This is a genomic window from Rubripirellula tenax, from assembly GCF_007860125.1.
Lineage (GTDB): Bacteria > Planctomycetota > Planctomycetia > Pirellulales > Pirellulaceae > Rubripirellula > Rubripirellula tenax.
In genome coordinates this window covers 38,310-64,985 of the sequence record NZ_SJPW01000009.1, presented here as the reverse complement: position 1 = coordinate 64,985, position 26,676 = coordinate 38,310, and the positions used below count along the sequence as shown (strand labels likewise).

Here is a 26,676-nt window from a genome sequence, read left to right as displayed (position 1 = left end):
GAACGTGGGAGTCAACCTATGGCGCGGTCTTGAAGGCTAATGAGGCGTCGATACGACCTTACGCACCCAAAGCTACCACGAACCATCAATTGGCCGCGTAAACTCGCGCCCTGGCGAGACGACACCCATGTATACCTGAGCACACAAGTTGAAACGATCAAGGAATCAGAACCAACGAAGCACAAAACGACACTGCCGAAGCCACCCGAGAGCAACGGTGCCACACCATTTATTGACCCGATCTTTACGTATCAAAAACTTGAAAACATCACCTATGGCACGGCGAAAAGTGGCGACACCACCATGCCGTTGTTGCTTGATGTCTATCGTCCAGTGACTACGACCCAGTTGCCTAAGAAACTGCCGGCCATGATCTTCGCTTTTGGGGGAGGCTGGCGCAAAGGATCGAAAGACGTCAAGTACATCAGGGATCTCTGCGGATACTATGCCGAGCGCGGCTACGTAGCCGTATCGATTCAATATCGCATTGAGAAGGATGATCCACCAGTTCTGCCCGGGCCAGCATCGAACCCTGAGGGAAATGAGCAATTCCGGCTGATCAATGCCGCCTTTCAGGACACCTGCGACGCTGTCCGATGGGTCCGGTCGAATGCAAGTAACTACGACATCGATCCGAATCGCATCGGTATTGGCGGAGTATCCGCAGGGGCATTCAATGCACTGCACACCGCATTCTGCGATGAAGAACTTACCGGACCTGACGCTGAAGTGGCTGCAGTGATTTCCTTCATGGGGGCCATTGTTGCCAACCATATTGATGAAACCGATCCGCCTGTTTTCATTGCCCATGGCACCAGTGACAACGTCGCCCCCTACGCAATGGTCAAGAGCATGGTGCAGCAGTTGGAAAAGGTGAACGCAGAGTACAGCTTCTTTCCTGTCGAGGGTGTGGCGCACCGGCTTCAGACCATTCTCGAAACGGAATACGACGGCAAGACGGTATCAGAGCACAGTCTTGGTTTCTGTTTCGAGGCCATGGAACTCGGCGAGCTGATCAAGGAATCACGTTAGACACCTTCTGAGATGAACACTATGAACAAGATTTACTTCGCACTCCTGCTAATTGTCTTCTCGGTTGGTGTTGCAAGGGCCGATACGGCCTACGAGCAGATGAACGTGCTCTTCCTGGTTGCTGACGATTTGAATAGTTGGATGCTGGAAGATGCGGATCGCTATGCGGGTAAGGTGATCGCACCGAATCTTCGGAAGCTGGCCGGCAGTGGAGTGAACTTCACGCGTGCCTACACCGCCGCGCCGGTTTGTTCGCCTTCTCGCACTGCGTTCTTTTCAGGTGTGGCACCCTGGAAGTCAGGTATCTACAACAACGCGCAGATCATCAACGAGAGCGAGGCACTGAATCAGGATGCGGTGCTATCACTGGCCGGGTTGTTCAAGAAGAACGGCTATGACACTTTCGGTTACGGCAAAATCACCCACGGCTGGGACCAGAAAGAGCACTGGGATGAACATGTTGGTCACAAAAGAGATCCGGCTCCTCCCGGAGCCCCCTTGGCCAAACTCAGTGGGGGAGAGCAGGACTGGGGGCCTATTCACCTCACCGAGGAACAAATGAATGACACCGGCGGGGCCAATAAGGCAATCGCGGTCCTAGAAAAACAACACGACAAACCATTCTTCCTGGCCTACGGTTCCTTCAATCCTCACATGCCCTGGTACGTCCCGCAAACGTATTTTGAAATGTACCCCCTGGACCAGATCGTCCTTCCCGAGCTGAAGGAGAATGATTTGGATGACCTTCCTCCGCTGGCCAAAGCGGTGAGTGACGGGCTCGGGAGCTTCGCCGACAAAGTCATCAAGTCTGGCAAACATAAAGAGGCGGTGCAGGCCTATCTAGCCACGACCACTTATGTCGACACTCAATTCGGGCGCGTCCTCGATGCCCTCGAAAAAAGCCCCTACAAGAACAACACCATGGTTGTGTTTCTCACCGATCACGGCTTTCACCTGGGCGAAAAACACCATTGGCAAAAAACCACGCTCTGGGAAGAGGGGACACACACGTTGTTGATGTTTCGCGCGCCCGGAGTCACCAAAGCCGGGGGCGTGTCGCAGCGGTTCGTTTCCCTGATGGATATCTACCCTACGCTGGCCGAACTCTGCGGACTCACGCCACCCACGACCATCGATGGACGCTCGCTGGTCCCACTGCTCAAAGCCCCGAACGCTCCATGGGAAAGCACCGCCATCACCGGATTGTGCGATAAAACCAAGACGGACTTCGCTTACATCAGCATCCGGCATGAACTCGGACGCTACACCCGCTACGGGGCCGAAGAAGAGGAATTCTACGACACGACCAAGGATCCTCACGAATGGACCAACCAGATCGACAACCCGAAATACGCCACGAGCGTCAAAAAACTCCGCGGCCTAATCCCCGGTTTCGAGGATGCCGCTCAACCCCTTCCTTCGGCGCTGACCAAGGAGCGTAGGGAAACTCAAAAAGAGAAAAAGAAGAAATAGTCCAATTCTTTCAGATCATAAAAACAAGCTGACCTAACAGGACCAACCATGAACCCTTCCCCTCAAAACAATCCTTCACGTCGAACCGTGTTGAAAACCATCAGCGCGACCACCACGCTGGCTGCGTCCGGCCTGTTGCCATCACTGATCTACGCTGCACCGTCAGCATCTGCGAACGACAAGTTGCGAGTCGGATTGATCGGTGCGGGGAATCGAGCCAAATGGCTGACGCGTGCGCTGTCGCGCGAATCCCATCGCGCCACATTGATCGCGGTGTGTGATTGCTACCTACCACAGATTGATGTCTTGGCGGCTGACAACAAAAGCGATCCGAAGGCCGGCGATTCCTGGAAACGTTATCAGGACTACGAGCAGATGTTCGATCAGGAGGAACTCGACGCCGTCATCATCGCAACGCCGGATCATGTGCGTGTGCGTGCGGCAATCATCGCCTGTGCCAAGGGCCTGGACGTTTACGCGGAAAAGCCGCTCAGCTTCAGCATCCCCGAAGGCCGCGCATTGATCAAAGCGGTGCGAAAACACAATCGCATTTTGCAGGTCGGCACGCAACAACGCAGCACGGCCAACAACCAGTACTCATGCGAATTTGTTCGCAGTGGCGGTCTCGGCAAAGTGCACACGATTCTCGTCAAGAACTATTCCGGCTCGCGTCCTGCAACCGGTCTCGAAAAGCAAGCCATTCCCGAAGGCATGGATTGGGATCGATTCTGTGACCAGGCGCAGTTGCTGGACTACCACACCCAACTTCACCGCAGTTGGCGAAATTTTGATGCCTTTACGGGAGGTCCCATTTGCGATCGCGGTGCGCACGCTCTGGACATGGTTCATTTGGCGATGGGCTGGGATAATGTCGCGCCAACGCGAATCGAGCCGACCACGGATGCAAAAGACGCTCGCCAGCGCGGAGTCCGTCTTCATTACCCGGACGGCACGGTTGTTCGACTGGAAAGCGACAATGGACCAGCTTTTGGAGGCATCTTTCTCGGCGAGAAGGGTAAGTTGGAAATCAATCGAGGACGCTTCGCCTGCAATCCAACGACACTGCTTGCACCTTTTGAAGGCGAAGAGTCCGAAAATCATGTCGGCAACTGGCTCGACTGCATCGAATCACGCGAGGAACCCAATGCTCCCGTTGAAGTCGGACATCTGATTACCAGCGTCGCGCACCTGATCAACATTTGTCGCATTACCAACCGCACGATCCACTGGGACGCCACTCAAGAACAAATTACTAACGACAAGCAGGCGAACGATTTGTTGGTCAAAGCGTGTCGCCCAGAGTTTTCTTTGCCGGAAGTCTAGTACTGTCGATAGCTAATGCACATGCCGACGAAAAGCGGATGAATGTTCCTCACGAGTGGATCAACCGGATCAACAATCCTGAGTATGCGGAAGTGATTGCCAACATGAAAGCGGCGCTTCCCGCTGCTGCCGCCCCGCTTTCTCCCGGCTTGGCAAAAAAGAAGACGGATCGAGCGAACAGGAAGCCAGAGAAACAATGACTGAGAAGAAACACGAAACCTTTGAAGAGAGCTTCCATGATGAATAAAAGATGTTTTGCCAGTCGAGCAGTCGACGTAGGAATTACGTTGGCGTTTTGCGTCGTATTCCCGATGTTGGCATGGGGCGCGCCGCCAAATGCGAACCAACAAGATCAGAAGTCAAAGACCGCGGCGGCGAGCGACAATGAAACCAAGGTGTACAAAGTTGATCAAAAGATCGTCGACGCATGTGCCACCATTGCGGGCGAGATCCAGGTTCAGACGAAACCTGCACAGCCGCGCCGAGTGCTCGTCTATGCAATTAGCCACGGCCCGCACCGCTTCTGCATCCCTACCGCACAGGCCGCACTTAGCGTGTTCGGCGAAAAGACCGGCATCTACTCTGCGGTCGTAAGCAATGACCTAGCCAATTTTGAGCCGGACGTGCTCAAGACGTATGATGCGGTCTGTTTTGCAAATACGACTGGCGAGGTATTTATGCGTCCGCTCGAGCGACATCTCTTTCGTGAGCTTCCGGATGCCGAGCAGAAATCGCAACGGGAAAACCAGCAGAGGTTGGTCAAGAACCTGGTCGACTATGTGAAAAACGGAGGTGGATTTTTCGGCATCCATGCCGCGACCGATTCGCTCAAGACAGCACCGCTCTACGGCGAGATGATCGGAGCCTATTTCGACGGTCATCCGTGGGGCGGAGGAAACACGGTCACCGTCAATCTCGAAGAACCGGACCATTTGCTATTGAACAATGTCGTTGATGGGCCGGAATCGTTTTCGATCAAAGACGAGATTTACCAGTTCAAGGCTCCCTACGACCGCAGTAAGCTGCGCGTCTTGCTGTCGCTGGATCTGGAGACATCCGACAAACCGGTCCCGAGCAAGATCAAACGCACCGACGGCGACTTTCCTGTTGCGTGGGTCAAGTCTTATGGCAAGGGGCGTGTCTTCTACTGCTCGCTCGGCCATAACACTTCCGCGTTTGCCAATCCGACGGTTCTGAAACTATGGGCGAACGGATTCCAATATGCCGTGGGTGACCTGAAGGTGGACGATACGCCATGATGTCACAATCAAACGTGACTCGGATCGTTTTCAGGGATATTCACATCACTCATCCCAACAACTCCATGTCAACTGCCATGAATCGAATCGCTCTTATTCTCACAAAGGTATGCCTGGTTTGTGCCTCGCTGAACCCGTCCACCGCGATTGCCAAGAAGCCGAATGTTCTGTTCATTGTCTGCGATGACCTGAACACGCATGTTTCAACATCCGGCTATCCAGTCAAGGTAATGTGTCCGCGACAATAGTTGTGGCCGGTACGTCAAACTCACTCACTCGCTTGCGCTTCGTGCTGGTATTTGTAGTCTGTGTGTTTCCTGCAAATCGGCTTCGCAGTGTTCGCACGCTCGTGTTCTTGATCGAACGCCCTCTGGACCTGACCATCGGCGGGCACGCCAATTTTCGACGCCTTGCCTATCGTGTGTTCTCTTCCGATGAATCGAGAGTTGGACATGCAAACCTGTCTTTTTTGGCAAAATCCGACCGAACCAAGGCGGGTTCGATATTTTTGTCGATTTCCCTGTCCAACTGGAGTCGCTGCGGGAGAGTGTTTCTGGACTCCGAATTACCTGGATTGCGATTGTCGCATTCCTTTGTACGGAACATTCAAATTCCCCCCACGTTGCAGAGAGATTCTCATGAAGTTGAAAATGTTCGCCACCCTTGCGCTTGTTGCCTTGATCGCAGTTCCCGCTGTTGCCCAAGAACAAGAGAAAAGTAAAAAGAAGAGCGACGGTGTCAGCTCGTTAGTCAGCGATATTCTAAAAATGCTCGAACCAGTCGGTTTGACCGCTGACCAAGTAGCCAAGATTACTGAATTGGCGAAGTCAGCCGACGTTCAGGCGAAGTCGATTCGCGCGTCCGCTGGGATTACTCCTGCCGTGATAAAAGCACGAATGGAAGCTCTGAAAGCGGCTCGCGAAACTGGCAAGACCGGAAAAGAATTGATGGCTGCCATTGATGACGCATCCGATTTGAGTGCCGATCAAATTGCCGCGTTCGTCAAACTTCGGAAGGCGCAAGAAGAGCTTGAAAAGAAAGCGATCGCGATGTTGACCGAAGAACAAAAAGCTAAATTGCCAAAAAAACCGACTCGCGGCAATGCCGAGAACAAAGGCAAGAAGAAAGACGCTGCATAATTGCATCGTCCTTTCACGGCGTTCGAGATCTTCGTATGCCGTTTACCTCCAGTGTCGTTCATGCGGAAATCCGATGATGACGACACGCTTGGCAATGTCGACGCGCCACTTTGGCAAACCTGACAAGACTCAAGTCTAGGCTCCTACGAACTCAAAATCACAGCAGCAAATGAGATCCACAACCATGTTGAACCGCAAACTCTGTCTAGTCGTGATTGCGGCTCTCGCGTTCTCTCCTGGCAAGCTCCTCGCTGAAGACAAACCCAACATCGTCATGTTGTTCATCGACGATTGGGCGTGGAACGGGTCTCCGGTTCCCATGGATGACGACATGCAGAACTCTCACATGCCGGTGCTGCAAATGCCGAACGTTGAGCGCCTGGCTCGCGAAGGCATGAAATTCCGAAACGCCTACGCATCGCCGCAGTGTTCGCCGTCTCGAGTCTGTTTGCAGACCGGGCAGTCGTCGCCGCGGAGCGGATTCACGGTGTTTATGAACGACGGAAGACAAGAGTACTACGACCAAAAGGGATATCCGAACTTCCCGGTGATCCCGTGTGTCTCGGACATGAATATTGACGAAGACGCGGTCACCATTCCTGAAGCGTTAAAGCCACTTGGCTACGTGAGTGCTCATATCGGCAAGTGGCACATGCGTGGTGATCCCGGGGATGAAGGCTATGTGCTGCACGATGGTGATACGGATAACAAACCGGGAAACACCTTGCCTCCAGGGCCGCAACAACTTCCCAACGATTTGACCGATCCAAAGCTGATGTTCAGCGTGACGAAGAAGGCAATCGGTTTCATGGAGGAACAGGTGCGAGCAAAGCAGCCGTTCTATCTGCAGATTTCACATTACGCCATGCACGAGGGCCGTGAGTGTTTGCCAGCGACACGTGAGAAGTACGTCGCACATCCTGCAGTGCAGGCATACTACGAAAAGATCGGTAAGACCGCGCAAACTGTTAAACGCAAAGACGATCCTGCTATCTGGTTCGGCATGGGAGAAGACCTGGACGGACGCATCGGCGCAGTGCTTGATCGCATCAAGGAACTCGGGATCGAAGACAACACGTACGTCATCATGGTGTCCGACAACGGATATCGACACAGCTTTCTTCCGGGGCTGACGCAACCGCACCATGCTCACAAGTGGTGGGTTTGGCAGGGCGGCATTCGCGTACCCATGATCGTGAAAGGTCCCGGCATCGAAGCGGGCACCAGCTTCGAGGGCAACGTCGTCAACTACGACTTTCTGCCAACCTTTGTTGATTGGGCGGGCGGCAACGCGAACGAACTCAAGAACATCGACGGCGTCAGTCTTGCCGGCTACATGGCAGGCAAAACTCCAGACGACGAATTTCTGAACCGCAACATCTTCTTCCACTATCCGCACTACCGTGAAACGATGCCACACTCAGCAGTCGTCTCGGGCAATCGCAAGCTGCTGCATTTCTACGAGCGTCCAGACGTTCCGATGCTGTTCGACTTGTCGAAAGACATGGGCGAAGCAAACAACATCGCTGCACAGCAACCGGCTGAGCACAAGAAGCTGCACGACGAAATGATGGCGTACTTCAAAGAAGTCGGCGCGAGAATTCCGAAGCCAAATCCCGATTGCGACCCTGCCGTCTACAAAGACGACAAAGGCTTTGCGAAGCGATTGTTGTGGGGACCGTTTGAAGGCAAGCGGCCGTTAGAGGAAGACGAGAAGTAGTCCATACCTCAACGTCGCCGGTTTTCACATGCACTTCATTTCCGACGGCCGCACATACGGCGGACACGCGATTGAATTTGAAGGAAAGGACTTGACGGTCGAAGTGGATCGGATGACGGAGTACACCTTCGTTTTGCCTGAAACCGATTCGTTCGAGAAAGTCGAATTCGACAAGCAATTTCAATACAAACAGAAGTAGCGGGCGGCTAATTTTACGGCGGCAAGCTCCCTTGCAAGGCAACACGATGCCTAAGCACCGCAACACACCAGCAAACCCAGAGCACGCAAGACACACACGAGCAATCAATGATCCGAAAACACTCACTGCACCTATCGCTCAAGGCAGCAGCCTTGGCGCTGACCCTTGCTCTCGCACCTCTGCCCGCTTTGGTGGCCGCGCAGCCCAATGTCTTGTTCATCGCCGTCGATGACATGAATGATTGGGGAATCGGTGGCCACCGCCAAGCGATCACGCCCAATATCGATGCGCTGGCCGCTCGCGGACTTAAGTTCACCAACACCCATTCCGCCGGCGTCAAATGCGGTCCATCGCGAACCGCTATCTTCACCGGTCAATATCCTGCCACCACCGGTTTCTACGACGATCAGGTTTACTGGCAGTTGGACGAGAGTCTGATTGGCCTGCACACTGCATTCGACAACGCTGGATACAAGACACTCGGCACCGGCAAGCTCTTTCATCACGCGATCGGTTGGATCGACCAACGAGGTTGGGACCAGTACTGGCTTCGCACAGACGGAACAACCAACGCCCAGAGAAAGAATGGTTGGGACGCCGGCAGTTGGAAATATGGCGCCCCGAATCCGGGTGGTCCTGATGGAGCCTTCGTCAGCATCTACAACACGACTTACCCGGACATTCAAGCCGGTGTGATGGAGTGGGCGGCCCTCGACAATGCTGTTGAGAAAGACATGGCCGACACTCAGCGCGCCGACTGGGTCATCTCACAGCTCAAAGCCGATCACGGGGATACACCATTCTTTCTTGGCATGGGACTATTTACACCTCATTCGCCGCAATACGCGCCACAGAAATATTACGACGCGTATCTCAATGGGCCGCTGAAAGGGAACATCGACAACCTCGAACTGCCGAGCTACTGGAAAGACGGCAGCACGAATCCGCTGCCCGATCTTGATGATGTCGCGGACCGAGAACGAAAGAAGGAGATCAATGTCTACAAGCGATGGATGGCAAATCTCCAGGCGATCAGCCCCAACGATCGAACGTTGAAGGAGTGCATTCTTGGATACCTGGCAGCCATCACCTACGCCGATGCTCAGATCGGTCGCGTCCTGACGGCACTGAATAACAGCCCGTACGCCGACAACACGATTGTCGTCCTCTGGAGCGACCATGGTTACCACCTTGGTGAAAAGGGGCATTGGGCGAAACACGTCATGTGGGAACGAGGATCACAGGTCCCATTCGTCTGGGCAGGCCCTGGCATTGCCAAAGGCGCAACCACCGACACAACGGCAAGCCTGATTGACATGTATCCAACCTTTGTTGATTTGTGTGATCTAACCAAGGATGGCGCCAACGCGGATTTGCAACCGCTCGATGGCAAATCACTCGCTTCCACTCTGAAAGATCCTGACCAAGCGGAAGACCGCGAAGTGATCATTTCGTATCTGCAAGCTTATGAATATGCAATCACCAATCGCGACTGGCGGTACATCCGTTACGGCGATGGCCAGGAAGAACTCTATGACCACAACAACGATCCGAACGAGTGGGATAATCTTGCGAATGCCCCGGCGTACGAATCCATTCGTGCAAACATGCGGAGCAAAGCGCCATCGAAAATCGCCGATTTTGCTCTGCTGCACTTCCAGCATGCCAGGCGCGACAAAGGCGACGGGACGTGGTACTTCGACGACCACCAAGTGAAGGTTGACTTAACGCTCTCCAGCAATGCTCCCGATGTGGTGACTGGCGAATTTGACGTCACCGCCCAATTTACGACGGGAGTCACTGGATTTGACGTTGGCGACTTGGAAGCAACTAACGGATCTATTCTGAATTTCAAGCAAGTCTCGCCGGACAAGTACACGTTCACTGTTCATCCCAAGCCAATGGCCGTCGGCGAACTCATCGTCATTGAAGTGCCAAAGAAATCTGCGACTGGCATTCCCAACCCGCGAGCAACGAACTCTTACGACATCTTTGTCGCGCGTCGGTATCACCCGGACGCGAAGAGCTGGATTCCACCATCCGCCGGTCCTGCCGTCACTAGCGTCTCTGGCTTGACTGTGCGATTCAACTCGAACGGTTCATCCGATGACGGCACGGTTGATGCTTGCGTCTGGCAGTTTGGTGACGGTGGTGTTTCGACCGACCGGAGCCCCAGCCACACGTATGCTCAGGCTGGCACGTATGTCGTCACACTGGGCGTGACCGACAACGACGGCGTCGGCAGTGACCTAGTGCCGGTGACAGTGGTCGTCAGCGATGACTCCAAAAACCTCAAGTGAAACTTAGATGAGTGATGTCACGGGGCGCTGAGAAGGGACCAGTGATGGGCGCCTGAAAGTCCTCCACATAGTGAGGGGGGGTGGCCGAATTACTGTTGTTCGTTTTGCAAACGGCGAAACGGAGAACGGGAGACTGTGGCTAATCATTTAAGCGTGACCAAGTCCAATGCGATCAAGAAGTTACATCAGCAAGGCCAGTCCCAACGTCAGACCGCTTCTTTTGCGTCGGTGCAAACATAAACGCATTGAACGTCATCGACGAGAACACGATTGTCGGACGTTTAAACAACCAGAGTGCTGTCGGCGATGCCCACGTGCTCCAGCGTGTGCATCAACCCGCGAACTTGCCAGTCGATCTCTTGCACCACATCGCCATAGGTTCCTTGCTTAGAACTGTCTTTGAAGCGATCCAGCGGAACCCACTTGGTGTGCGGAAGCGACGAGGTTTAGTACAGGAAGAAGGGCTGGTCTTTGTTGGCGGTGATGAATGCGATTCCAGCGGCGAGCAACTTCGGCGAGTGCGTGCCGTCCGTTTTTCGGCCTACGTTTTCGATGGTCGTTTTGTTGCGATAGATCGCGGTCGAACGACTGTCATCGAATTCCATGAAGCCATAAAAGCTATCGAACCCATGATTCAAGGGGTTGAACTTTTCCCATTCGCCCCAGTGCCACTTGACGACGATTCCCGTCGCATAGCCCGCTTGCTTGAGCAACTCGGGAACCATGAACTTGTCTGAATTTAATCCGTTTTCGTCAAATCTTCAGAAGAGGCTGCCTGCACCCACGCGTTGATCATGGAAATGCCACGATGCCAAACCCACGTCGGTATAGGTTGCCAATCCCAGTTCGTCGATGCGGTTAACAACGCTGGCGGTTTCGTCCTCTGCTTTGATGGTGTTGGCATCAACGATTCGTCATCAGATCACTCGTTGCAATACTAAGAAGGATGTCTCTAAATTTGAAATCGTTTTCCCCTGCCTGATCAACAAGCAACTGCACCGTGACATAGTCAGCTGCATCTAACTTTCGACCTTTCGCATATTCCGCCAGTCTGATGATCAAGTTGCGGGTGAATGGGCGGATGTCGCTGGCAAGGATTCGCTTGAGCTCCGCTACGTCGGCAAAGTTTTTGCCCAGATAGTTTCCGTCTGTGCTGATTGTCTGTGTCTCTGAATACTGGGTGCGGAAGCGGCCAATCGGGTCGAAGGCTTCCAGCGCGAACCCGAGTGGATCCATGCGTCGATGACATTCCATACATGCTGGGTCGCTGCGATGTTTTTCCAGCATCTCGCGGACGGTGACAGCACCATTCAGGTCGGGAGTCAATGCGGGAACGGCCTTCGGAGGCGGCGGAAGCGGCGTGCCCAGCAGATCGGCCAGGACCCAAACACCGCGTTCGATCGGAGACGTTTCGACACCATTGGCGGAGAGGGTCAGGATACTGGCGTGACCGAGTAGCCCGCCGCGCTTTACACTGGCGGGGAAAATGACACGTTGAAATTCGCTCGCGTCGTTGCTTTGCATCGGCACGCGGTACAGTTCAGCAAGCCCTTTGTTGACGAACGAGTAGTCAGAATCAATGAAGTCGCGGACGCTTTGATTCTCGTATAGCACGTGCTGAAAAAAGCGACGTGTCTCTTCGATCATCGCTGGCTCAAGATTCTGACGGTAATAGACTCGAAATTCCCCTTTGCTGTCCGGAGGCATGCTTCCAAGTTTTTCGAGTGCAAGCCATTGATCGGCGAAACTGTTGCAGAATTGCTTTGATCGCCTATCGGTCAACATTTTCTCAACTTGTGTTGTCAAGACCGATAGATGTGTTAGTTGGCCCGATTTGGCAAGCGCAAACAATTCCAGATCCGGCATCGTGCTCCAGAAAAAGTACGAAAGTCGATTCGCCAGTGCGTGCGCATCGAGTACACCGGGGGTTTCTCGTAAGTACAGAAAATCGGGTGACGACATCATCGCGGCGAACGTCCTGATCACCGCTTCATGCCAGTCACCATTGGCCGCATGTTTTTTTTCTAGGAAGTCGAAATAAGGAGCCATGTCTTGACGACTGACCGGGCGGCGAAAGGCTCGCGTTGCAAAGCGACCGATCAGCCACTCACGCTCGGTTTTGTCTTCAAGTCTGGGGATCGTCGTGGAATCATAAGTCGTGACATAAGATTCGGGCGGCCACTGATCGTGAAACGGCCCTTCGATCTCAAACTTCGTGATCTTAATACCCGGACCGCGGTACAACTCTTTCATCGCCGACGGTTCAAGCTTTCGTCTTCGGATGTTCGAGCGGATCTGCGTGATCGGTTTGCCTGGTCCGTTAACGAAAGACAGATAGGGAAAGTGACCTTTGTCGATCCAAGTATCAAACTGAAACGTTTGCTCGGTGTCATCCTGCAACTCAAATGTCTTCAGCAGTACGTCTTTGCCTGAAACGCTTTCCGTCGCGTCCTGGGCGACGCCGAATCCCATGACCAGCGGGCCCTTCTCTGGCTGGAGTCGGATTGGATAGAAATTGCGATCCACGCCGGACGCTGTAACCGTAACCGTGTAACGGCCGGGATAGTTCATCGTGCGAGAAGGCTGGCCATCATAAAGCTTGGCTTTCCCGCCTGATCGACCGATGACATGTTCTTTGTGATGATTGATGTACCGTCCGGAAGTGCCTTTGACCTTGTCGAGATTGATCTTGCGACGGTGAGACGCCGGTTTCTGCGAGTCAGCCGAAAAGAGTGCCTGTCGAAGACTCTTTTCAGCCGCACCCATGTATTCGAGCAGCAACTCGTTCGAGATCACAAGAGATTCTGCGTCGGTGTCAAACCCCTCGTCGATTTCATCGGCATAGATGTATTCCCCCGGATCGAACGTGCCCCTTCGCAGGCCAAGCAGATCGCGAACTGTATTTCCGTATTCGCGCTTGTTCAGGCGTCGAAACCCGGTGGATGTTACGGCGGATTCCTGCTGAGCACGATTCAACGCCAACTTCATCAGGTGCGTTCTTTCGGTGCCGGTGGGCTGCGGCTTGTTATCCGGCGGCATCGTCTGACCAGCCAGCTGCTCATAGACGTTCTTCCAGATCGCCGGGGTCATCTTCGACCCATCGTCGAGCCGGACGTCACCTTTCATTTTTTGAATTCCATGGCACTGGACACAGTACTTTTGCAGAAGCTGCTGATGCGAGGGGATGTCGTCCGCGGCCACGGCAACCGTCGGTGTTGCGAGGCAGATGAATAGAGACAATGCCTTCAAACCGAGTCGCCTCGCTCGCGAGCTTGGAATCGTTTTTTTGGGCGGCGTATACTTCATGACTTGATGGGAGCCCGTTGTTTTCGTTCGTTCACGGCTTCGATTCGTCGGCAAGTGCAAGTGCAGTTCATGTTTCAACTTTCGATCTGGGTTTGGGATACGCTTGCACGCTGAACGAAAAAAACGTCAATCGTTCTTCATGGTGCCTACAAGCTCACGGTGCCTGTCGCATTGTTGAAGCGATCGATTTCAACCCCAAAGTTTTGCAGCATCGTCGTGAACAGGTTGTTTAGCGGTGTCTGCGTTCCGGTGTGCTGAATCGCGTTAACGTGCTTTCCGTGCTGGAAGCCACCTCCGGCGAGAACGATCGGCAAGTTGCGATTGGAGTGCCGAGATGCGTCACCGAGGCCGCTGCCGAAGAACACCATCGTCTCGTCCAATAGGTTTCCGCGTTCAGTCTTTGTTTCCTTCAACTTGGCCATGAAGCGTGCCATTTGTTGGATATAGAACGCATCAATGATTCGGAGTTGCTTCAGTCGATCGGGGAGATTGCCGTGGTGGGTCAGGCCGTGATAGCCGGTGTTTACGCCGTCAATTTCGATCACGTGGTTGTGCATCCCGAAGCCCGCCGTAAACACCCTACTGCTATCCGATTGAATGGCCAGGAACAGCAAGTCAAACATCAACGGCGAGAGCGTTGGGTAATCCATGTTGCCGTGCGTATTCACGGATTCATCGAAATCGACGTGCGGCTTGGGCACGTCTTGCCAACGCTGCATGCCTTGAATGCGTTCCTCTGCCTCTCGGATCGCGGTCAGGTATTCTTCTAGCTTTCGCCGATCCGGAGCATTGATATCGTGTGCTAAGCGTTTTGCTTGACTTCGTACCAGGTCCAGCACGCTGCCCTGTTGATCGAGTTCGAGCTTGCGGGCTTCCTTCGCTGCTTTGGGATCGTTCAGGAACAGTTTGCGGAACAGGTCAAGCGGATCGGTTTCTTCCCGCACCTTGATCCCGGATGCCGTCCAAGATGCGCCCTGGCTGCCGCCAAGAGAAACATGCACCGACGGAAAGCGAGTCTGATAACCGACATGTGCCGCGGCCACTTGGTCCATCGAAACATTCTCACCCGCTGTCGCCTTTTTTGCGTCCACTCCGCTTAACAGCGAGTTCATCGAACCATGTTTGGTGTAAATGCTGGGGTGGTCCATATGCGAAAACACGGTGAAGTCGTTTCGCAACGGCTCGAGCGATTTGAGCGTTGGCGAGAGCGAGAAATTCGCATCAAACGAAGTCGGAAAAAAGGCTTCTGGATTCATCCCCAAAGCGCTGGCGATGCAGACCATTCGCATTTCAGGTCGATTTGAATCGCGAGCGGGCTCGGCGAGCGATTCCATCCATGGAAGTGCGACCGACACGCCCGCGGCTTTCAGAAAAACCCTGCGATGTTGTCGCGGTTGACTGTGTTTCGACATGCCTTTTTCTCCGAAGACTTGGTCCAGATCGCCAGTTTAATCAATTTCCGCGATCGGCTGCTCGCTCAGTGTAGCCTGCCGGATCGAAAATTTATCCATTCCGCCAATGAAGATTTGCACTGCGCGCGTTTCGGTCGGTGAGTTTGCGCATCGTATCCAACGTGTCAGCTGTTCCCCTCCTGATTAAGCCACCTCGACCAATGCTGATGCGAAAGTTTCATTTGCTGACGAACGCGGAATAGCGGGACAAAGGAGCTTGCGACATCCGGAAGCACGTCGGTCGGATGGAACGAAACGGAAGGGGTTCGCCGAGTTTGTTGTCTAATTTCTAAGGCAACGGGAGAGACCTGTAAGGCGATTGCTTTCCACTCAATCGCACCCCCGCGCGGCCGGCATCATCGTTCAACACAGGCTTGGATATCTTGATTCCCAGTCTCCCCATCTTTGACGCCAAAGACGCGAGCGGAACGGTGGTCGGATTATTCTGCGCGATTTTGATCGGCGATATCCATGTGGCCGGTTTCCGCATGCATCAACATGGACGCGTCTTTTCGACGAGCATGGAATTGGAAAGTTGCGTGGCGGCGGTCGTCTCGAGTTACGATAGCTTGACTGATACGCCACTGAATACGTACGACCAAAATGAGATTGAAAAGCATGAATATTATGAAGCTAGCACTTCTCTCACTTTCTATGCTGCTGGTTAGCGCCGACACGTCTCTGGCGGTAGAGGAGCGACCGAACGTCATCATCATTATGAGCGACGATCAGGGCGTGGGAGACTACGGCTTCATGGGAAATCAGGTCATTCGGACGCCCGCACTCGATGCGATGCATGCGAGAAGCGGCTTCCTGTCGAAGTTTTATGTCAGTCCTGTTTGCGCACCGACTCGCGCGAGTCTGATGACGGGGCGATACAACTATCGTACGCGCTGCGTCGACACCTACTTGGGACGAGCAATGATGGATCCCGACGAAGTGACGTTGGCCGAATGCCTTCGTGACGCTGGGTACCAAACCGGTATCTATGGGAAGTGGCACATGGGTGACAACTACCCGATGCGAGCAATGGATCAAGGGTTTCAAGACAGTTTGGTCCATCGTGGCGGTGGAATTGGACAACCGTCCGACCCGATCGGTGCCGAAGGGAAGTACACGGATCCAGTCTTGTTTAAGAACGGCCGGGAAGTACCGATGAAGGGATATTGCACCGATATCTACTTTGACGCCGCAATGGAATTCATTTCCAGCAGCACGGAAGCGGGCGATCCGTTTTTCGCCTACATCGCTACCAACGCGCCGCACGGTCCCTTCGACGATGTGCCGCACAAGCTGTACGAAGAATACAGGAACACCGATCTATCATCACTGCTGGTCAGTCCGCTACCCGAAAAGCGTCGTGAGGAAGAGTTCGACAAACTCGCTCGTATCGCGGCGATGATCACGAACATTGACGAGAATGTCGCTCGCCTGTTTTCCAGGCTGGATGAACTCGATATTACCAAGAATACGATCGTCATCTACCTGAACGACAACGGCCCCAACTCGATGCGATACGTCGGTGACATGCGAGGCATGAAGACGCATGTCGACGACGGTGGCATTCGATCCCCGCTACTATTTCACTGGCCGTTGAAGGTAGAGCCGGGCGCAACCTCAAGCAAGCTATGCGCGCACATTGATGTGTTTCCGACAATTCTTGATGCGTGTAACGTCCCCATCCCGACTTCAGGCAAAATCGACGGACGGAGTTTTCTATCGCTACTGACTGATGAAGACGCCAATTGGCCGACACGGCAAGTTGTCTTCCAGGCTCACCGGGGCAACGTGCCGCAACCGCTGAATCACTTCGCCATCCACGAAGATCCTTGGAAGTTGGTTCATCCGAGCGGTTTCGGAAACGAGCGAATCAAGGGCGATGCAAAACTTGAGCTTTACAATCTCGAGAAAGACCCTCGGCAGCTGCACGACGTCGCCGCCGTACATCCCGAGATAACCAATCGACTCACGAAGGCCTACGAAGCTTGGTTCGCTGATGTCAGCTCCACTCGCGAAGACAACTTTGCGCCGCCTCGAATTGTGATTGGCACGGAACACGAGACTGCGACAGTGCTCACGCGGCAAGACTGGCGGCACGCAAGTGGCGAAGCATGGGCAAAAGAGTCCAACGGTGACTGGCTCTTGAACGCTTCCGATTCGGGCAAATACGAGTTCGAGATCATTCTTGATAGCGACCAACATCCAGCCGGAACCGCGACCGTGGCGGCTGGCAACTTGGTTGACCATTTTGAAATCATCGCTGGTCAGCAACGCGGACATCGGACAACGCTTTCACTGCCAAAAGGAGACGTGAATCTGTCGATTGAATTGACTCTTGGAGAGAAATCGATGGGGCCGCATCAAGTTGTTGTGACGCGGCTATGAGTAGGGGAGCCGCCTGACACGCAACTTGTCTCGAAGAGAGTTCAGTCAAACTGCCGTTTCGCTAGTTTGCACTTCCGCTGCCGGACAATCACAGTCAACCAACCAGCGTAGATCGAAGGATAAAAGATGCTAAGACAAATATTCACAACGCAGTTTTTTGGGGCGTTCAGCATGAAACAGACGCTCGCATGGCCAATGGTTGTGATAGCAGTAATGGTGCTGTTCTTAAGCAGTTCCGTATGTTCAGCACAAAAATGCGAGATCGATTGGACTGCTCAGTACGATCCCAGGAATCCCAATCAAGACCGAGACGAAACGAATGGGCCGGTTCCAATCGTCGATGCGGATGACGTGATCGGATACTCCGCCGACGGCAACCGAGTCGATGAAGATGACATCGCGGCAACTCCCTTGGCATTGGCCATCTTTGCCAAACGAGGTTGGAAGAACCAGCTGGTCCACTTCAGCTACAACAATTGCCCCATGATGGGACGTGAGGCGAAACCCACCGAACACAAGGCGAGCGTTGAGGGGGCTGCCACCGAATTCGGGTACGACACCAACGTTACCAAGTTCTTTGATTGTCAAGTTGACAGCCAATGGAACGCCGCGGTGGCCCACGCGGTTGAGGTGATCAAGAGCACCGGGAACGGTAAGAAGTTCTACTGGATCCAGGCGGGACCGCATGAGCTCGCATACCGCGCTCTCGAACAAGTAAAGAAGGAAGTTCCCGAGAAGTTGCAGAACGTCGTTTTGGTATCGCATTCGGGAGTCAACAACGTATCGACTCACACGATTCGCAGTTCGCTCGGCGAAGGATGCGGACATACTCTCCGAGACTGCTTGGCTCTCGACGATAGCATTGGCTACTTCTACACCTCGCTTCAGGGTGGTAGTGAAAACTTCGGATCGAAGAAAGCGAACCAATGGGCCGCCGTCGCATGGATGAAGACCGTCGATTGCGATGCCTGGAATTTCGTTGACAAGCGATTCAGGAAGGCGCAGGAGATGTACGGTCAGCCAGGGCTTGACGCATCCGATGCTGGCATGGCCTACACCTTGGCCACAGGCGACCCGGACGGCAATTTTGTCACACTAACGAAATGGATCGATGGTTGGTGCCCTGACTCCACGCCGGTCCCTGCGAAGTGATGCACAGCATGGCTCGCGTGCGATTCACTCTGGGGCAATTGAAAAAGAAAGTCAACCAGCGACTTTCAAAAGCATGAATCATGCGGCCGGAACAATCCGGATGGAATGTTGAATGAGGAAGAAAAATGTTGGTACGAGGATCAGTACCACTGCTGTTGCAAACATCAGACCGAACGCGAGGCTGGTTGCCATGGGTATCAGGACGAGGGCCTGACGTTGTGTTTCCAACAAAATGGGCAGCACTCCGGCGATCGTTGTGATTGAAGTCAGGATAACGGGACGAAATCGACGTCGACCAGCGTCGAGGACGGCGTTTTGAATTGACAGTCCATCTCTCAATCGCATGTTGATGAAATCGATTAGCACGATGGAATCATTGACGACGATGCCTGAGAGTGCGATCAGGCCGTAGATGCTGAAAAGCGTCAGGGGCAGTTGCATCCAAAGGTGACCGGCGATTGCTCCGATGAATCCAAAAGGGATGATGGACAGTACAAGGATGGGTTGAATGTAGGATTTGAATTCGATCGTTAGCAGTAGATACATCGCTCCAATGACCAAAACGAAGCCGAGGATAATGCTCCACTTCGATTCATCTGCCTGCTCTTGCTGTCCTCGCCAACGCACGTTGACGTTGGGGAACTGCTGGGCCAACTGAGGGACGAATGATTCCTTGAGATCGTTGACGATGTTCATCGCATTGGCTTGTTCTTCGTCGATGTCGGCGGAGACGGTGATGGCACGCATCTGATCGGTGCGATAGATCAGCGAATCAGTTCTGGCGACTTCGATGTCGGCGAGTTCCGTGATCGGAAAAACGTGGCCGTCGACAGTTCGATGTCGAATCTGGCGAAAGTCCGCCAATGAGTCTCGCTGGTCGCTGGGATAGCGGACGCGAAGTTCAACTTCGTGTCGATCACGCTGCAATCGCATGACTTCGTCGCCGTAGTAAGCGGCTCGCACGGTTTGCGAAAGACCTGCCAATGAAACGCCCATTGAACGAGCTTGGTCTTTGATCTTGAGTCGGTACTCGTACTTGCCGGGCTTTGATCCTGCTGTGACGTCGAAGACGCCGGGGTATTCGCCCAACTGGCTCGACGTCAATGCGACCGCATTTTGTAGTTCAGCAATGTCATCGCTGCCGGCAAGCAAGGTGACTTCGATGGGGGCTGCTGCCGGGCCTTGAGGGCCAGTGCCAAAGACCAAGACGTCGGTGCCTGGGAATTCACCCGCTCGCTTCCGCCACAGATTGATGATGTCCTTGGAAGAAACCTTTCTCATCCCCGAATCAATCAGCGAGACGGTGACGCTGCCAACATGACTGCCGGACGAAACGTCTCCCGTCGCACTCGCTCCAAAGCCAACGGCGCGGTGCATCGCATAGATGACACCGTCTTCGCGATCGCTCATTCCTTGCTCGGCGAGTTCCTGATTGACCGCTGCAAGTGCGGACTCAATTCGCTTGGTGGCTTTATCGGTGACCGAAGCCGGAGTGCCATTGGGATACGCAATCAGAACGGAAAGTACGTTGGAGTCGACTCGTGGTAGTACGACGAAGGGAACTCGCCCACTGCGAACAATCGCCGAGGACACCACGAGCAGTCCCACCGCCGAAGCGATCACCAACGCGGGATTGGATAATGATCGTGACAACATAGGTAAATAGACACGTTCAATGAACGCATCCAGCACGGCGGAAACTCGTTTATTGAGAGACTCGAACACAACGGCCAAGAAGTGGAGCGGTGTCAGCAGCCAGTCGATGATTTTCAAGAACAGATTGTTCTCGTGAGCCAAATGCGATGGCAGCACAGTGACGCTTTCCACCAGGGAAACAATCAGCATCGCGATCACTGCAATTGGCAGCACGGTCGTGAATCGCCCGAGTTGTCCGGTCACGAACATCAGCGGCAAAAACGCAATCACGGTCGTGCTCACGGAAACGACCACCGATGGCATGACTTCCAGCGTGCCGTCGATCGCTGCCTGACGATATTCTTTGCCAAGCGAACGATGCACGTAAATGTTCTCTCCAACAACGATTGCATCATCAACAACGATTCCCAAAGCGATTAAGAATGCGAACAGCGAAGTCAGATTCAATGTCTGGCCCGTGAAGTACATCACGAAACCCGCTCCGCAGACGGCGATCGGAATTCCCATTGCTACCCAAAACGCGAGTCGCATTTCGAGGAACAATGCGAGCAAAATAAACACCAGCACCAATCCCTGCCAACCGTTCTTGATCATCAAGGACAATCGATCACGAACGTCGTCGCTACGGTCGCGATACGCCACCATGGAATATCCGTCGGGAAGCTTCGCACTGTCCAGATACGCGTAGACGTCTCGCCCCACTTCCAGCAGGTCTTCGCTTTGCGTGGTGTTGACTGAGATCGCGATTCCGGGATGTCCGTTGATGCGGCTGATGGCCGTCGCATCCGAAAAGGCGTCCCGCACAGTGCCAAGTTCGTTCAGCCGCAACGTCAAACCGCCGGGGGTGTTAATGATCGGCAATCGTGCAATCTCGGAACCAATATTGCTGCGATTTGAACCGCGTAACAGAATCTCCTGCGACGCACTTCGCAGCGTTCCACCGGGAATTTCGACGTTCTCTTCGCGAATGATCTGGGCAACATCTGACAACGTCAGTCCATATTGCCGAAGTGTTTCTTCACGTAATTCGACGTCGATTTGAAACTCTGGTACTCCGAGTAGCTCGACTTGCGAAATACTGGCGAGCCGCAGCAATTCGTCTCGAACTCGCTCGGCAGTTCGACGCAGTTCAATCGCCGACTCGATCGAATCGGAGTCTGGCCCGATGAGCCCTATTTGAATCGCGGTGGAGCTTGGGATTCGCTGGCTAATGACGGGAGCTTCTGCCAGCAACGGAAAACTGGGAATCTGATCCACGGCCGCTCGCACATCGCCCAGAATCTGTTGCACGTCGCTCTGGCTGACACCTGAATTAAGAACCAGTCGAACGCTGCCGGAACCTTCCGAAGCGGTCGCATTGATTTCATCGATGCCGTAGATGGAAGCGACTGCCGCTTCGATCTTTTCGCAAATGGCTTCTTCGATGTCTTCGGGGCTGGCACCGGGATAAGCCACGCGGATTTCGATTTCATCGAGCACAAAGTACGGCCAGAACTCACGTTGCATCGAAGCCATGCACCACGTTCCAGCGGCGAGCAGTGCAATCAACGCAACATTGATAGCGGGCGTGTTATCGACCGCCCATCGGACGATCGATTTCATGGGAAATCGCCTCCGACTGTGCCGGCATGACCGACAGTCGTCGGCTGGCTTGCATCGACCGGGATTTTCTTCGCTTTAACATTCCTGTCTCCTTGCTCTCGTACCGCCAGTCCATCTTTCGCATTGGCGACGGGCGAAACGATTACCTTGTCCTGTGGTTGAATGTTGTTTGATTCAACCTCCACAATCGCCATGCCGTCGCGAGACTGAATGGTCGTGACAGGAACCATACATAGCTTTCCGTCACGCATCAACCAAACGCAGCCGTCCGTGCGAATTCCTTGCTCGGGCAATTGAAGCAACGGACGATTGGGGAAACACATGACTTGTACATTGACAAACATGCCCGTCATCAAGGGAATCTGACACTCCGCCGCCGATTCGATTTCATTGCCATCGATAAGCACACGGCACGCGATGGTTCTTGTCGCTGGGTCGAGACCCGCCCCGTGTTGACGAACGAGGCGACCGTGCAGCGTATGACTGGTTCCCGCCGCGTTGTACGTTACATCCGCAACGACCGGGGTGATGCGTTTGACATCGTCGAGAGATTTCTTTGCTGAATCAGCCGGAGCTGTTGCCCGACTACCCCATACCCACGCCATTTCGTCGAGTTTCAAGTGACAGTGGACTTCGAGGCATCCCGATTCTTCGATCGACAGAAGAGGATCGCCCGCCTGCACCATTGCATACTCTTCCTGTGGAGCTGCTACGACGATCCCCGATACCGGCACCTTCACTTCCGCGGCCACTTGATCGATTTTCGCTTCTTCCAATTGAACCATTGCCAGCTTCCTAGCCAGTTCCTGCTCAGCGATTTGAATTTCCAAGCTGCGCCCGCGACCAACGAGTTCCTCGATAACCAGCCTCGCGTCAAGTTCCAACTTCTCAGTCGCACTACGCTCAGAAGTTGATGTCGCCTGCGATCGAACGAGTTTCAGGATTCGCTCAAGGTCATCAACCAAAATTTGATGTGACTTACGAGCGAGCGTTACCTGCTCCGCTAGGTTCGCCCTATCTTGCTGAAGCTGTTTGAGTGTTGTTGCGGCTTGATTCACCGTGATGTCAAGTCGCTGCACAGTCAACGCGAATCGCTGCGGATCGATCTTTATCAGCGTTTCACCAGCGTCAACCTGTTCGCCGATCCGAAGATTTGGGTGCTTGAATACGATTCGCCCTTGGACTTCCGATGCGATCGACAACACGCGATGAGGGACCACTTCGCCTGTCGTTTCGATGGTTAGCGGTCCATCGAGTGCATGGATTTCGGCGACTTCAACAACCGTTGCCTTGATGGCAGTCTTCGGCTTGCGAGGCACTTCCGGCGTCGAACCCATGGCGTAAAACGCGACGGCACTGCCGACAAGGATGATTGTCGGCAGCACGTAGTGTGTGAGCCATCGTGTTTTGGAAAGGAATCGATTCATGTTGGAACTGGAACGCTCAATGCAATCGTGTCGAAGTGATTGGCGGCTCGTTTATTCTCGCCGTGAGGCTTCCATTTCTTCGGGCGAGATAATGCCGTCACCGTTGGTATCCATCTTGGCGAACATGCGTTCGGCGTTGCCGACGGCTTCCGCGCGAGTCAGGATGCCGTCGCCGTCTCGATCGATTTCTTTGGAGTGCCCTTTCAAGAAGCCGCCCATGGCGCTGCGTGATCCGCCGCGACTGTTCAATTCGGCATCGGTCAGCGTGTCGTCTTTGTTGGCGTCGTAACCATCGAAAGCCTTGGTCGCTTCACCGACGATTTCGTCGCGACTGATGATCTTGTTCTTGTCGAGGTCTATCTCATCGGCGTGGACGAGAATCCAAGGTTGACGTGGACCGTCACCGGGTTGTGGTCCGCGCTGACCACCTGCGTTTGGGCCGCCCGCTTGATCAGGACGATCGCCTCCACGCGGACCTCCTTGTGGCCGATCGCCTTGCTGGCGGTTTTCTTGCGGTCGATCACCTTCTGCGCGATCGGCTTGTCCACCACCGGGGCCACGGAGTTCTTCGCCGGAGATTTGTCCGTCTTTGTTTTTATCGAGAGTGAGAAGTGCGGATGTTGCGTTCTGTATCTCGGCTTTGTCGAGGATTCCGTCGCGGTTGGCGTCAAGAGCCTGAAGAAACGGATTGCCTCCTCCGCCCTGTCGCTGACCGCCGCCTTGCTGTTGCCCGCCGCCGCCTTGGCGCCCGCCGCCACCTTCTCGCTGACCACCTTGGCCACCGTCGCCCCCACGCGGACCGTTGGGCTGGTTGGCAGGTCGGTCGCCTTGCGGCGGACGTTTCTCATCAGGAGACGGTGCTCCGTTGCGGGCGCCTCCACCGGCACCACCGCCTTCACGCGGTGTATACGTTTCGGTTTTCGTACCTTGCGGCGACACAAACTGGAATGTTGCTGATCCATTATCGGCGACGGTGTAGTTGATAGACCTTTTTTCGCCATCGACGTCGTAGAGCAACACATAGCTGCCCTGCTTTGGATTTTCAAAGCCGTTGATCTTGGCACCCCTGAGTCCCGACAGTGACGGTCGCAACGGTCGAGCTCGTGGCTGCGGATCAACTTGCCCGTCTCTTTCGACAACCTCGCCATAAAATCCCCCGTTCAAATAAGGGAATGTTTTTGTTGCGTGGTAGTGATACTTGCCATCGGGACCCTTGTGGCCGTTCAACCAATCGAGGTCCGTGGGAGGCTGTCCGTTCGGGTCGTTGTAGCCGTAGATTGGATAGCCATCCAGAGCAATTGCCACGGCGCTACCCGCACCAACGATCTTCTCCAAATGAACCGGAGCGATGTGATAGTGGTAGTCGTCGGCTCGACCACAGTGCCCACCCCATTGGTCAAGTTCACCCGCTGCCAACGTATCCGTTTTGCCATCGTTCTTGATCGGATTGAAGATCGGTATGCCGTTGACCGCGACAGCAATCGCCCCACGAAAGAAATGCTCCTTCGTTGACATCGGATTCTTCGCTGGAACCGGATGCAACGGAATTCGATAAGCATTGTCGCCGAAATACACCTGCGGCAACGGTACTTGTTGTTGCCAAGCGGTAATGCCGATCATCATCGGATGCTCTGGCATGCCATTGGATTCAACAAACAGGAAATCCTTGTCGAACCGAACGTTTACGGTTTTCTCGAATGGTTGAAACAGCTTGGCCAGCTCAGGTGCGGTTGCTTCCGGCGCGTTTTGGAACACGACGAAATGATGCTTCGGCGGCTCTGTGTTGAGCTGAACGATTTTCTGTTTTGCTTTAGGCGAAGGTGCGTGAGAATGGCCTTCGTGAGCAAACGCAACATTCGCAAATGCCAAGCTGACCGTAATCGCGATCGTAAATTTCATCGATTGATTTCCTAGATGGATTAGTTACCGAGTTGTCTGACGCAAATTCGCGATGGCGCAAAGTGCGTGTTGAGTTGTCTGTCTTTGCGACTTTGCGTGTGCTGCGTCAGCGGCCTTTATCTGGACCACGTTGGCCTTGCCGGTTTCCTTGACCGCCACCAGCGCCTCTTGGACCACGGTTGAAACCGAACGTACTCGAACCCATATCCGCTGGCTTGAATTGGACCGTGTACTCTTGAGTCAGTGCCTTGCACATCGTGTCGGTGCAGCCGAAGTAGTGCATCGAAAGCTCGATGGAAGATCCCGGCGAATCACCTTCGATATCGACCCAGAACTGACGAGGTTCTACGTCCTTGTCGCCCGAACCTTTCTTGGCACTCGCTTCGGTGGGCGTTGCCTTCACGCCCGATGGCAAGATCAATGAGTACTTCATGGGTTCGGTCAGATTGTTCCAATGAACGCCATGAATCGGATCGGGGTAGAACCCCAGGAAAAGTCGTCCGGTGCCCGTCTTTAGCAAATCTGCGTCCGCTTCTGCTCGTAGTTTGACGTAGTAGGTTTCGTCCGGACTCTTCGGGGCAATCGCAAGAATGACTAACCCTTCAGGCCTCGCAACTCGTGTGTCCGTATCGACATTTTCAGGTTGCCGCTGCCGCGCGAGTTGCGGCAAGTCGAGATCGCTGGCAAGTGTTGGATTGTCGATCTTGCCAACGAACTTACCAAGTGCGTCGCGAAGGCTGGGTCCGTTCAAATGGTCCGAGGCGTAAACGATATTGCCTTCGGGAGAAATCAGAAACATCGAATTGTTTGCCGAATTCAACCCGTCGCGAATATCATTGTTGATCGTGTCAGCAATCCACGGCACTTCGGTGCCTAACTTCTTCTTCGCTTCGGCGAGTTGCAACAGTCGTTCAGAATCGTTTTGTGCTTCGACATAGCCGTTCAGTTCGGGATGCCTCAGCGATTTGTAGAAGTAGAAGAATTGGACACCTTTCGGCGAATAGTCTTGACTAGCGGCTTCGATCTCGGGGTAACCTCGATGAAATTGGGGACATGTCAGACAGCCAGCAACCAACACGGTGTACTTCTTGCCACAGAGTTCACGGAGCTTTAATTTCTTGCCGTTGGCAGAATACGCATTCAGGTCAGGCAAAGGCACATCGCGCAAAACGCCACCACTTGGTTTACTGCCGTATCGCGGAGCGGTCGCGCTGCTTGCGTCACGATCCTGAGCAGTTAGACAGTTGCCTGTCAAAACCGCAATCAGAACGATTGGCAATAAGAACGGTGAAAGTTTCATGGTTGGTTTCTATTGTGAACGAGTCGAACTAGAACGCCGCAAACTTTGTCGAC

General features: G+C 53.9%; 17 protein-coding genes and 2 pseudogenes. 12 read left to right on the top strand and 7 right to left on the bottom strand.

All coding sequences use genetic code 11. The features are described 5' to 3' along the window. Nucleotides 1-39 precede the first annotated feature (39 nt). The 9 genes and pseudogenes from Poly51_RS28010 (at nt 40) to Poly51_RS27975 (ending at nt 10,445) form a co-directional block, all read left to right on the top strand. Nucleotides 40-1,032 (top strand): alpha/beta hydrolase, encoded by a 993-nt coding sequence (locus Poly51_RS28010; protein WP_146462277.1) that lies wholly within the window; start codon nt 40-42, stop codon nt 1,030-1,032. A gap of 21 nt (nt 1,033-1,053) precedes the next feature. Continuing rightward, nucleotides 1,054-2,505 (top strand): sulfatase, encoded by a 1,452-nt coding sequence (locus tag Poly51_RS28005; RefSeq protein ID WP_246114835.1) that lies wholly within the window; start codon nt 1,054-1,056, stop codon nt 2,503-2,505. Between the two features lie 48 nt (nt 2,506-2,553). Then, nucleotides 2,554-3,828, top strand: a complete 1,275-nt coding sequence (locus tag Poly51_RS28000) for a Gfo/Idh/MocA family protein (protein ID WP_146462276.1) — start codon at nt 2,554-2,556, stop codon at nt 3,826-3,828. 38 nt (nt 3,829-3,866) lie between these two features. Next, nucleotides 3,867-4,028: a hypothetical protein gene (locus Poly51_RS30780; RefSeq protein WP_186775866.1), complete on the top strand. Its 162-nt coding sequence runs from the start codon at nt 3,867-3,869 to the stop codon at nt 4,026-4,028. A 111-nt stretch (nt 4,029-4,139) separates the two neighbouring features. Beyond that, nucleotides 4,140-5,087 (top strand): ThuA domain-containing protein, encoded by a 948-nt coding sequence (locus tag Poly51_RS27995; RefSeq protein ID WP_186775865.1) that lies wholly within the window; start codon nt 4,140-4,142, stop codon nt 5,085-5,087. A gap of 638 nt (nt 5,088-5,725) precedes the next feature. Continuing rightward, nucleotides 5,726-6,226 (top strand): hypothetical protein, encoded by a 501-nt coding sequence (locus Poly51_RS27990; protein WP_146462274.1) that lies wholly within the window; start codon nt 5,726-5,728, stop codon nt 6,224-6,226. A 184-nt stretch (nt 6,227-6,410) separates the two neighbouring features. Continuing rightward, nucleotides 6,411-7,946 carry a sulfatase gene (locus Poly51_RS27985; protein ID WP_390621814.1) on the top strand — a complete coding sequence of 512 codons (1,536 nt, stop codon included), beginning with the start codon at nt 6,411-6,413 and terminating at the stop codon, nt 7,944-7,946. Between the two features lie 19 nt (nt 7,947-7,965). After that, nucleotides 7,966-8,145, top strand: a pseudogene (locus tag Poly51_RS27980) (acetolactate decarboxylase); the annotation flags it as partial. 107 nt (nt 8,146-8,252) lie between these two features. Then, complete coding sequence (locus Poly51_RS27975) at nt 8,253-10,445, top strand: sulfatase-like hydrolase/transferase (RefSeq protein WP_146462271.1); 2,193 nt, start codon at nt 8,253-8,255, stop codon at nt 10,443-10,445. A gap of 446 nt (nt 10,446-10,891) precedes the next feature. Here Poly51_RS27975 and Poly51_RS31110 read toward each other — a convergent pair. From Poly51_RS31110 to Poly51_RS27960, 3 genes and pseudogenes are all read right to left on the bottom strand, one after another. Next, a pseudogene (locus tag Poly51_RS31110) lies at nt 10,892-11,173 on the bottom strand (sulfatase-like hydrolase/transferase); the annotation flags it as partial. A gap of 175 nt (nt 11,174-11,348) precedes the next feature. After that, complete coding sequence (locus tag Poly51_RS27965; protein WP_146462296.1) at nt 11,349-13,751, bottom strand: DUF1592 domain-containing protein; 2,403 nt, start codon at nt 13,749-13,751, stop codon at nt 11,349-11,351. A gap of 146 nt (nt 13,752-13,897) precedes the next feature. Continuing rightward, nucleotides 13,898-15,163: a DUF1552 domain-containing protein gene (locus Poly51_RS27960; RefSeq protein WP_146462270.1), complete on the bottom strand. Its 1,266-nt coding sequence runs from the start codon at nt 15,161-15,163 to the stop codon at nt 13,898-13,900. Nucleotides 15,164-15,576: 413 nt separating this feature from the next. Here Poly51_RS27960 and Poly51_RS30775 point away from each other — a divergent pair, with 413 nt between their 5' ends. From Poly51_RS30775 to Poly51_RS27950, 3 genes are all read left to right on the top strand, one after another. After that, entirely contained in the window at nt 15,577-15,870 is a 294-nt protein-coding gene (locus Poly51_RS30775; RefSeq protein WP_186775864.1) for a hypothetical protein, read from the top strand. Continuing rightward, nucleotides 15,830-17,587, top strand: coding sequence for an arylsulfatase (locus Poly51_RS27955; protein WP_246114834.1), 1,758 nt, complete (start codon nt 15,830-15,832; stop codon nt 17,585-17,587). The genes Poly51_RS30775 and Poly51_RS27955 overlap by 41 nt, the downstream gene beginning before the upstream one ends. Before the next feature lie 171 nt (nt 17,588-17,758). Beyond that, entirely contained in the window at nt 17,759-18,739 is a 981-nt protein-coding gene (locus Poly51_RS27950) for a hypothetical protein (RefSeq protein ID WP_222435938.1), read from the top strand. Between the two features lie 78 nt (nt 18,740-18,817). On the opposite strand, the gene Poly51_RS27945 is transcribed toward Poly51_RS27950, so the two are convergent. The 4 genes from Poly51_RS27945 to Poly51_RS27930 all read right to left on the bottom strand — a co-directional run bounded on the left by Poly51_RS27945 (nt 18,818) and on the right by Poly51_RS27930 (nt 26,623). Continuing rightward, nucleotides 18,818-21,997: an efflux RND transporter permease subunit gene (locus tag Poly51_RS27945; RefSeq protein ID WP_146462267.1), complete on the bottom strand. Its 3,180-nt coding sequence runs from the start codon at nt 21,995-21,997 to the stop codon at nt 18,818-18,820. After that, a complete protein-coding gene (locus Poly51_RS27940) occupies nt 21,994-23,424 on the bottom strand; it encodes an efflux RND transporter periplasmic adaptor subunit (protein ID WP_146462266.1) in 1,431 nt (476 codons plus the stop codon). Before Poly51_RS27940 ends, Poly51_RS27945 begins: the two co-directional genes overlap by 4 nt. Nucleotides 23,425-23,475: 51 nt before the next feature. Beyond that, nucleotides 23,476-25,323 (bottom strand): YHYH protein, encoded by a 1,848-nt coding sequence (locus Poly51_RS27935; protein ID WP_146462265.1) that lies wholly within the window; start codon nt 25,321-25,323, stop codon nt 23,476-23,478. Nucleotides 25,324-25,429: 106 nt separating this feature from the next. Further along, nucleotides 25,430-26,623, bottom strand: a complete 1,194-nt coding sequence (locus tag Poly51_RS27930; protein WP_246114833.1) for a peroxiredoxin family protein — start codon at nt 26,621-26,623, stop codon at nt 25,430-25,432. Nucleotides 26,624-26,676 lie beyond the last annotated feature (53 nt).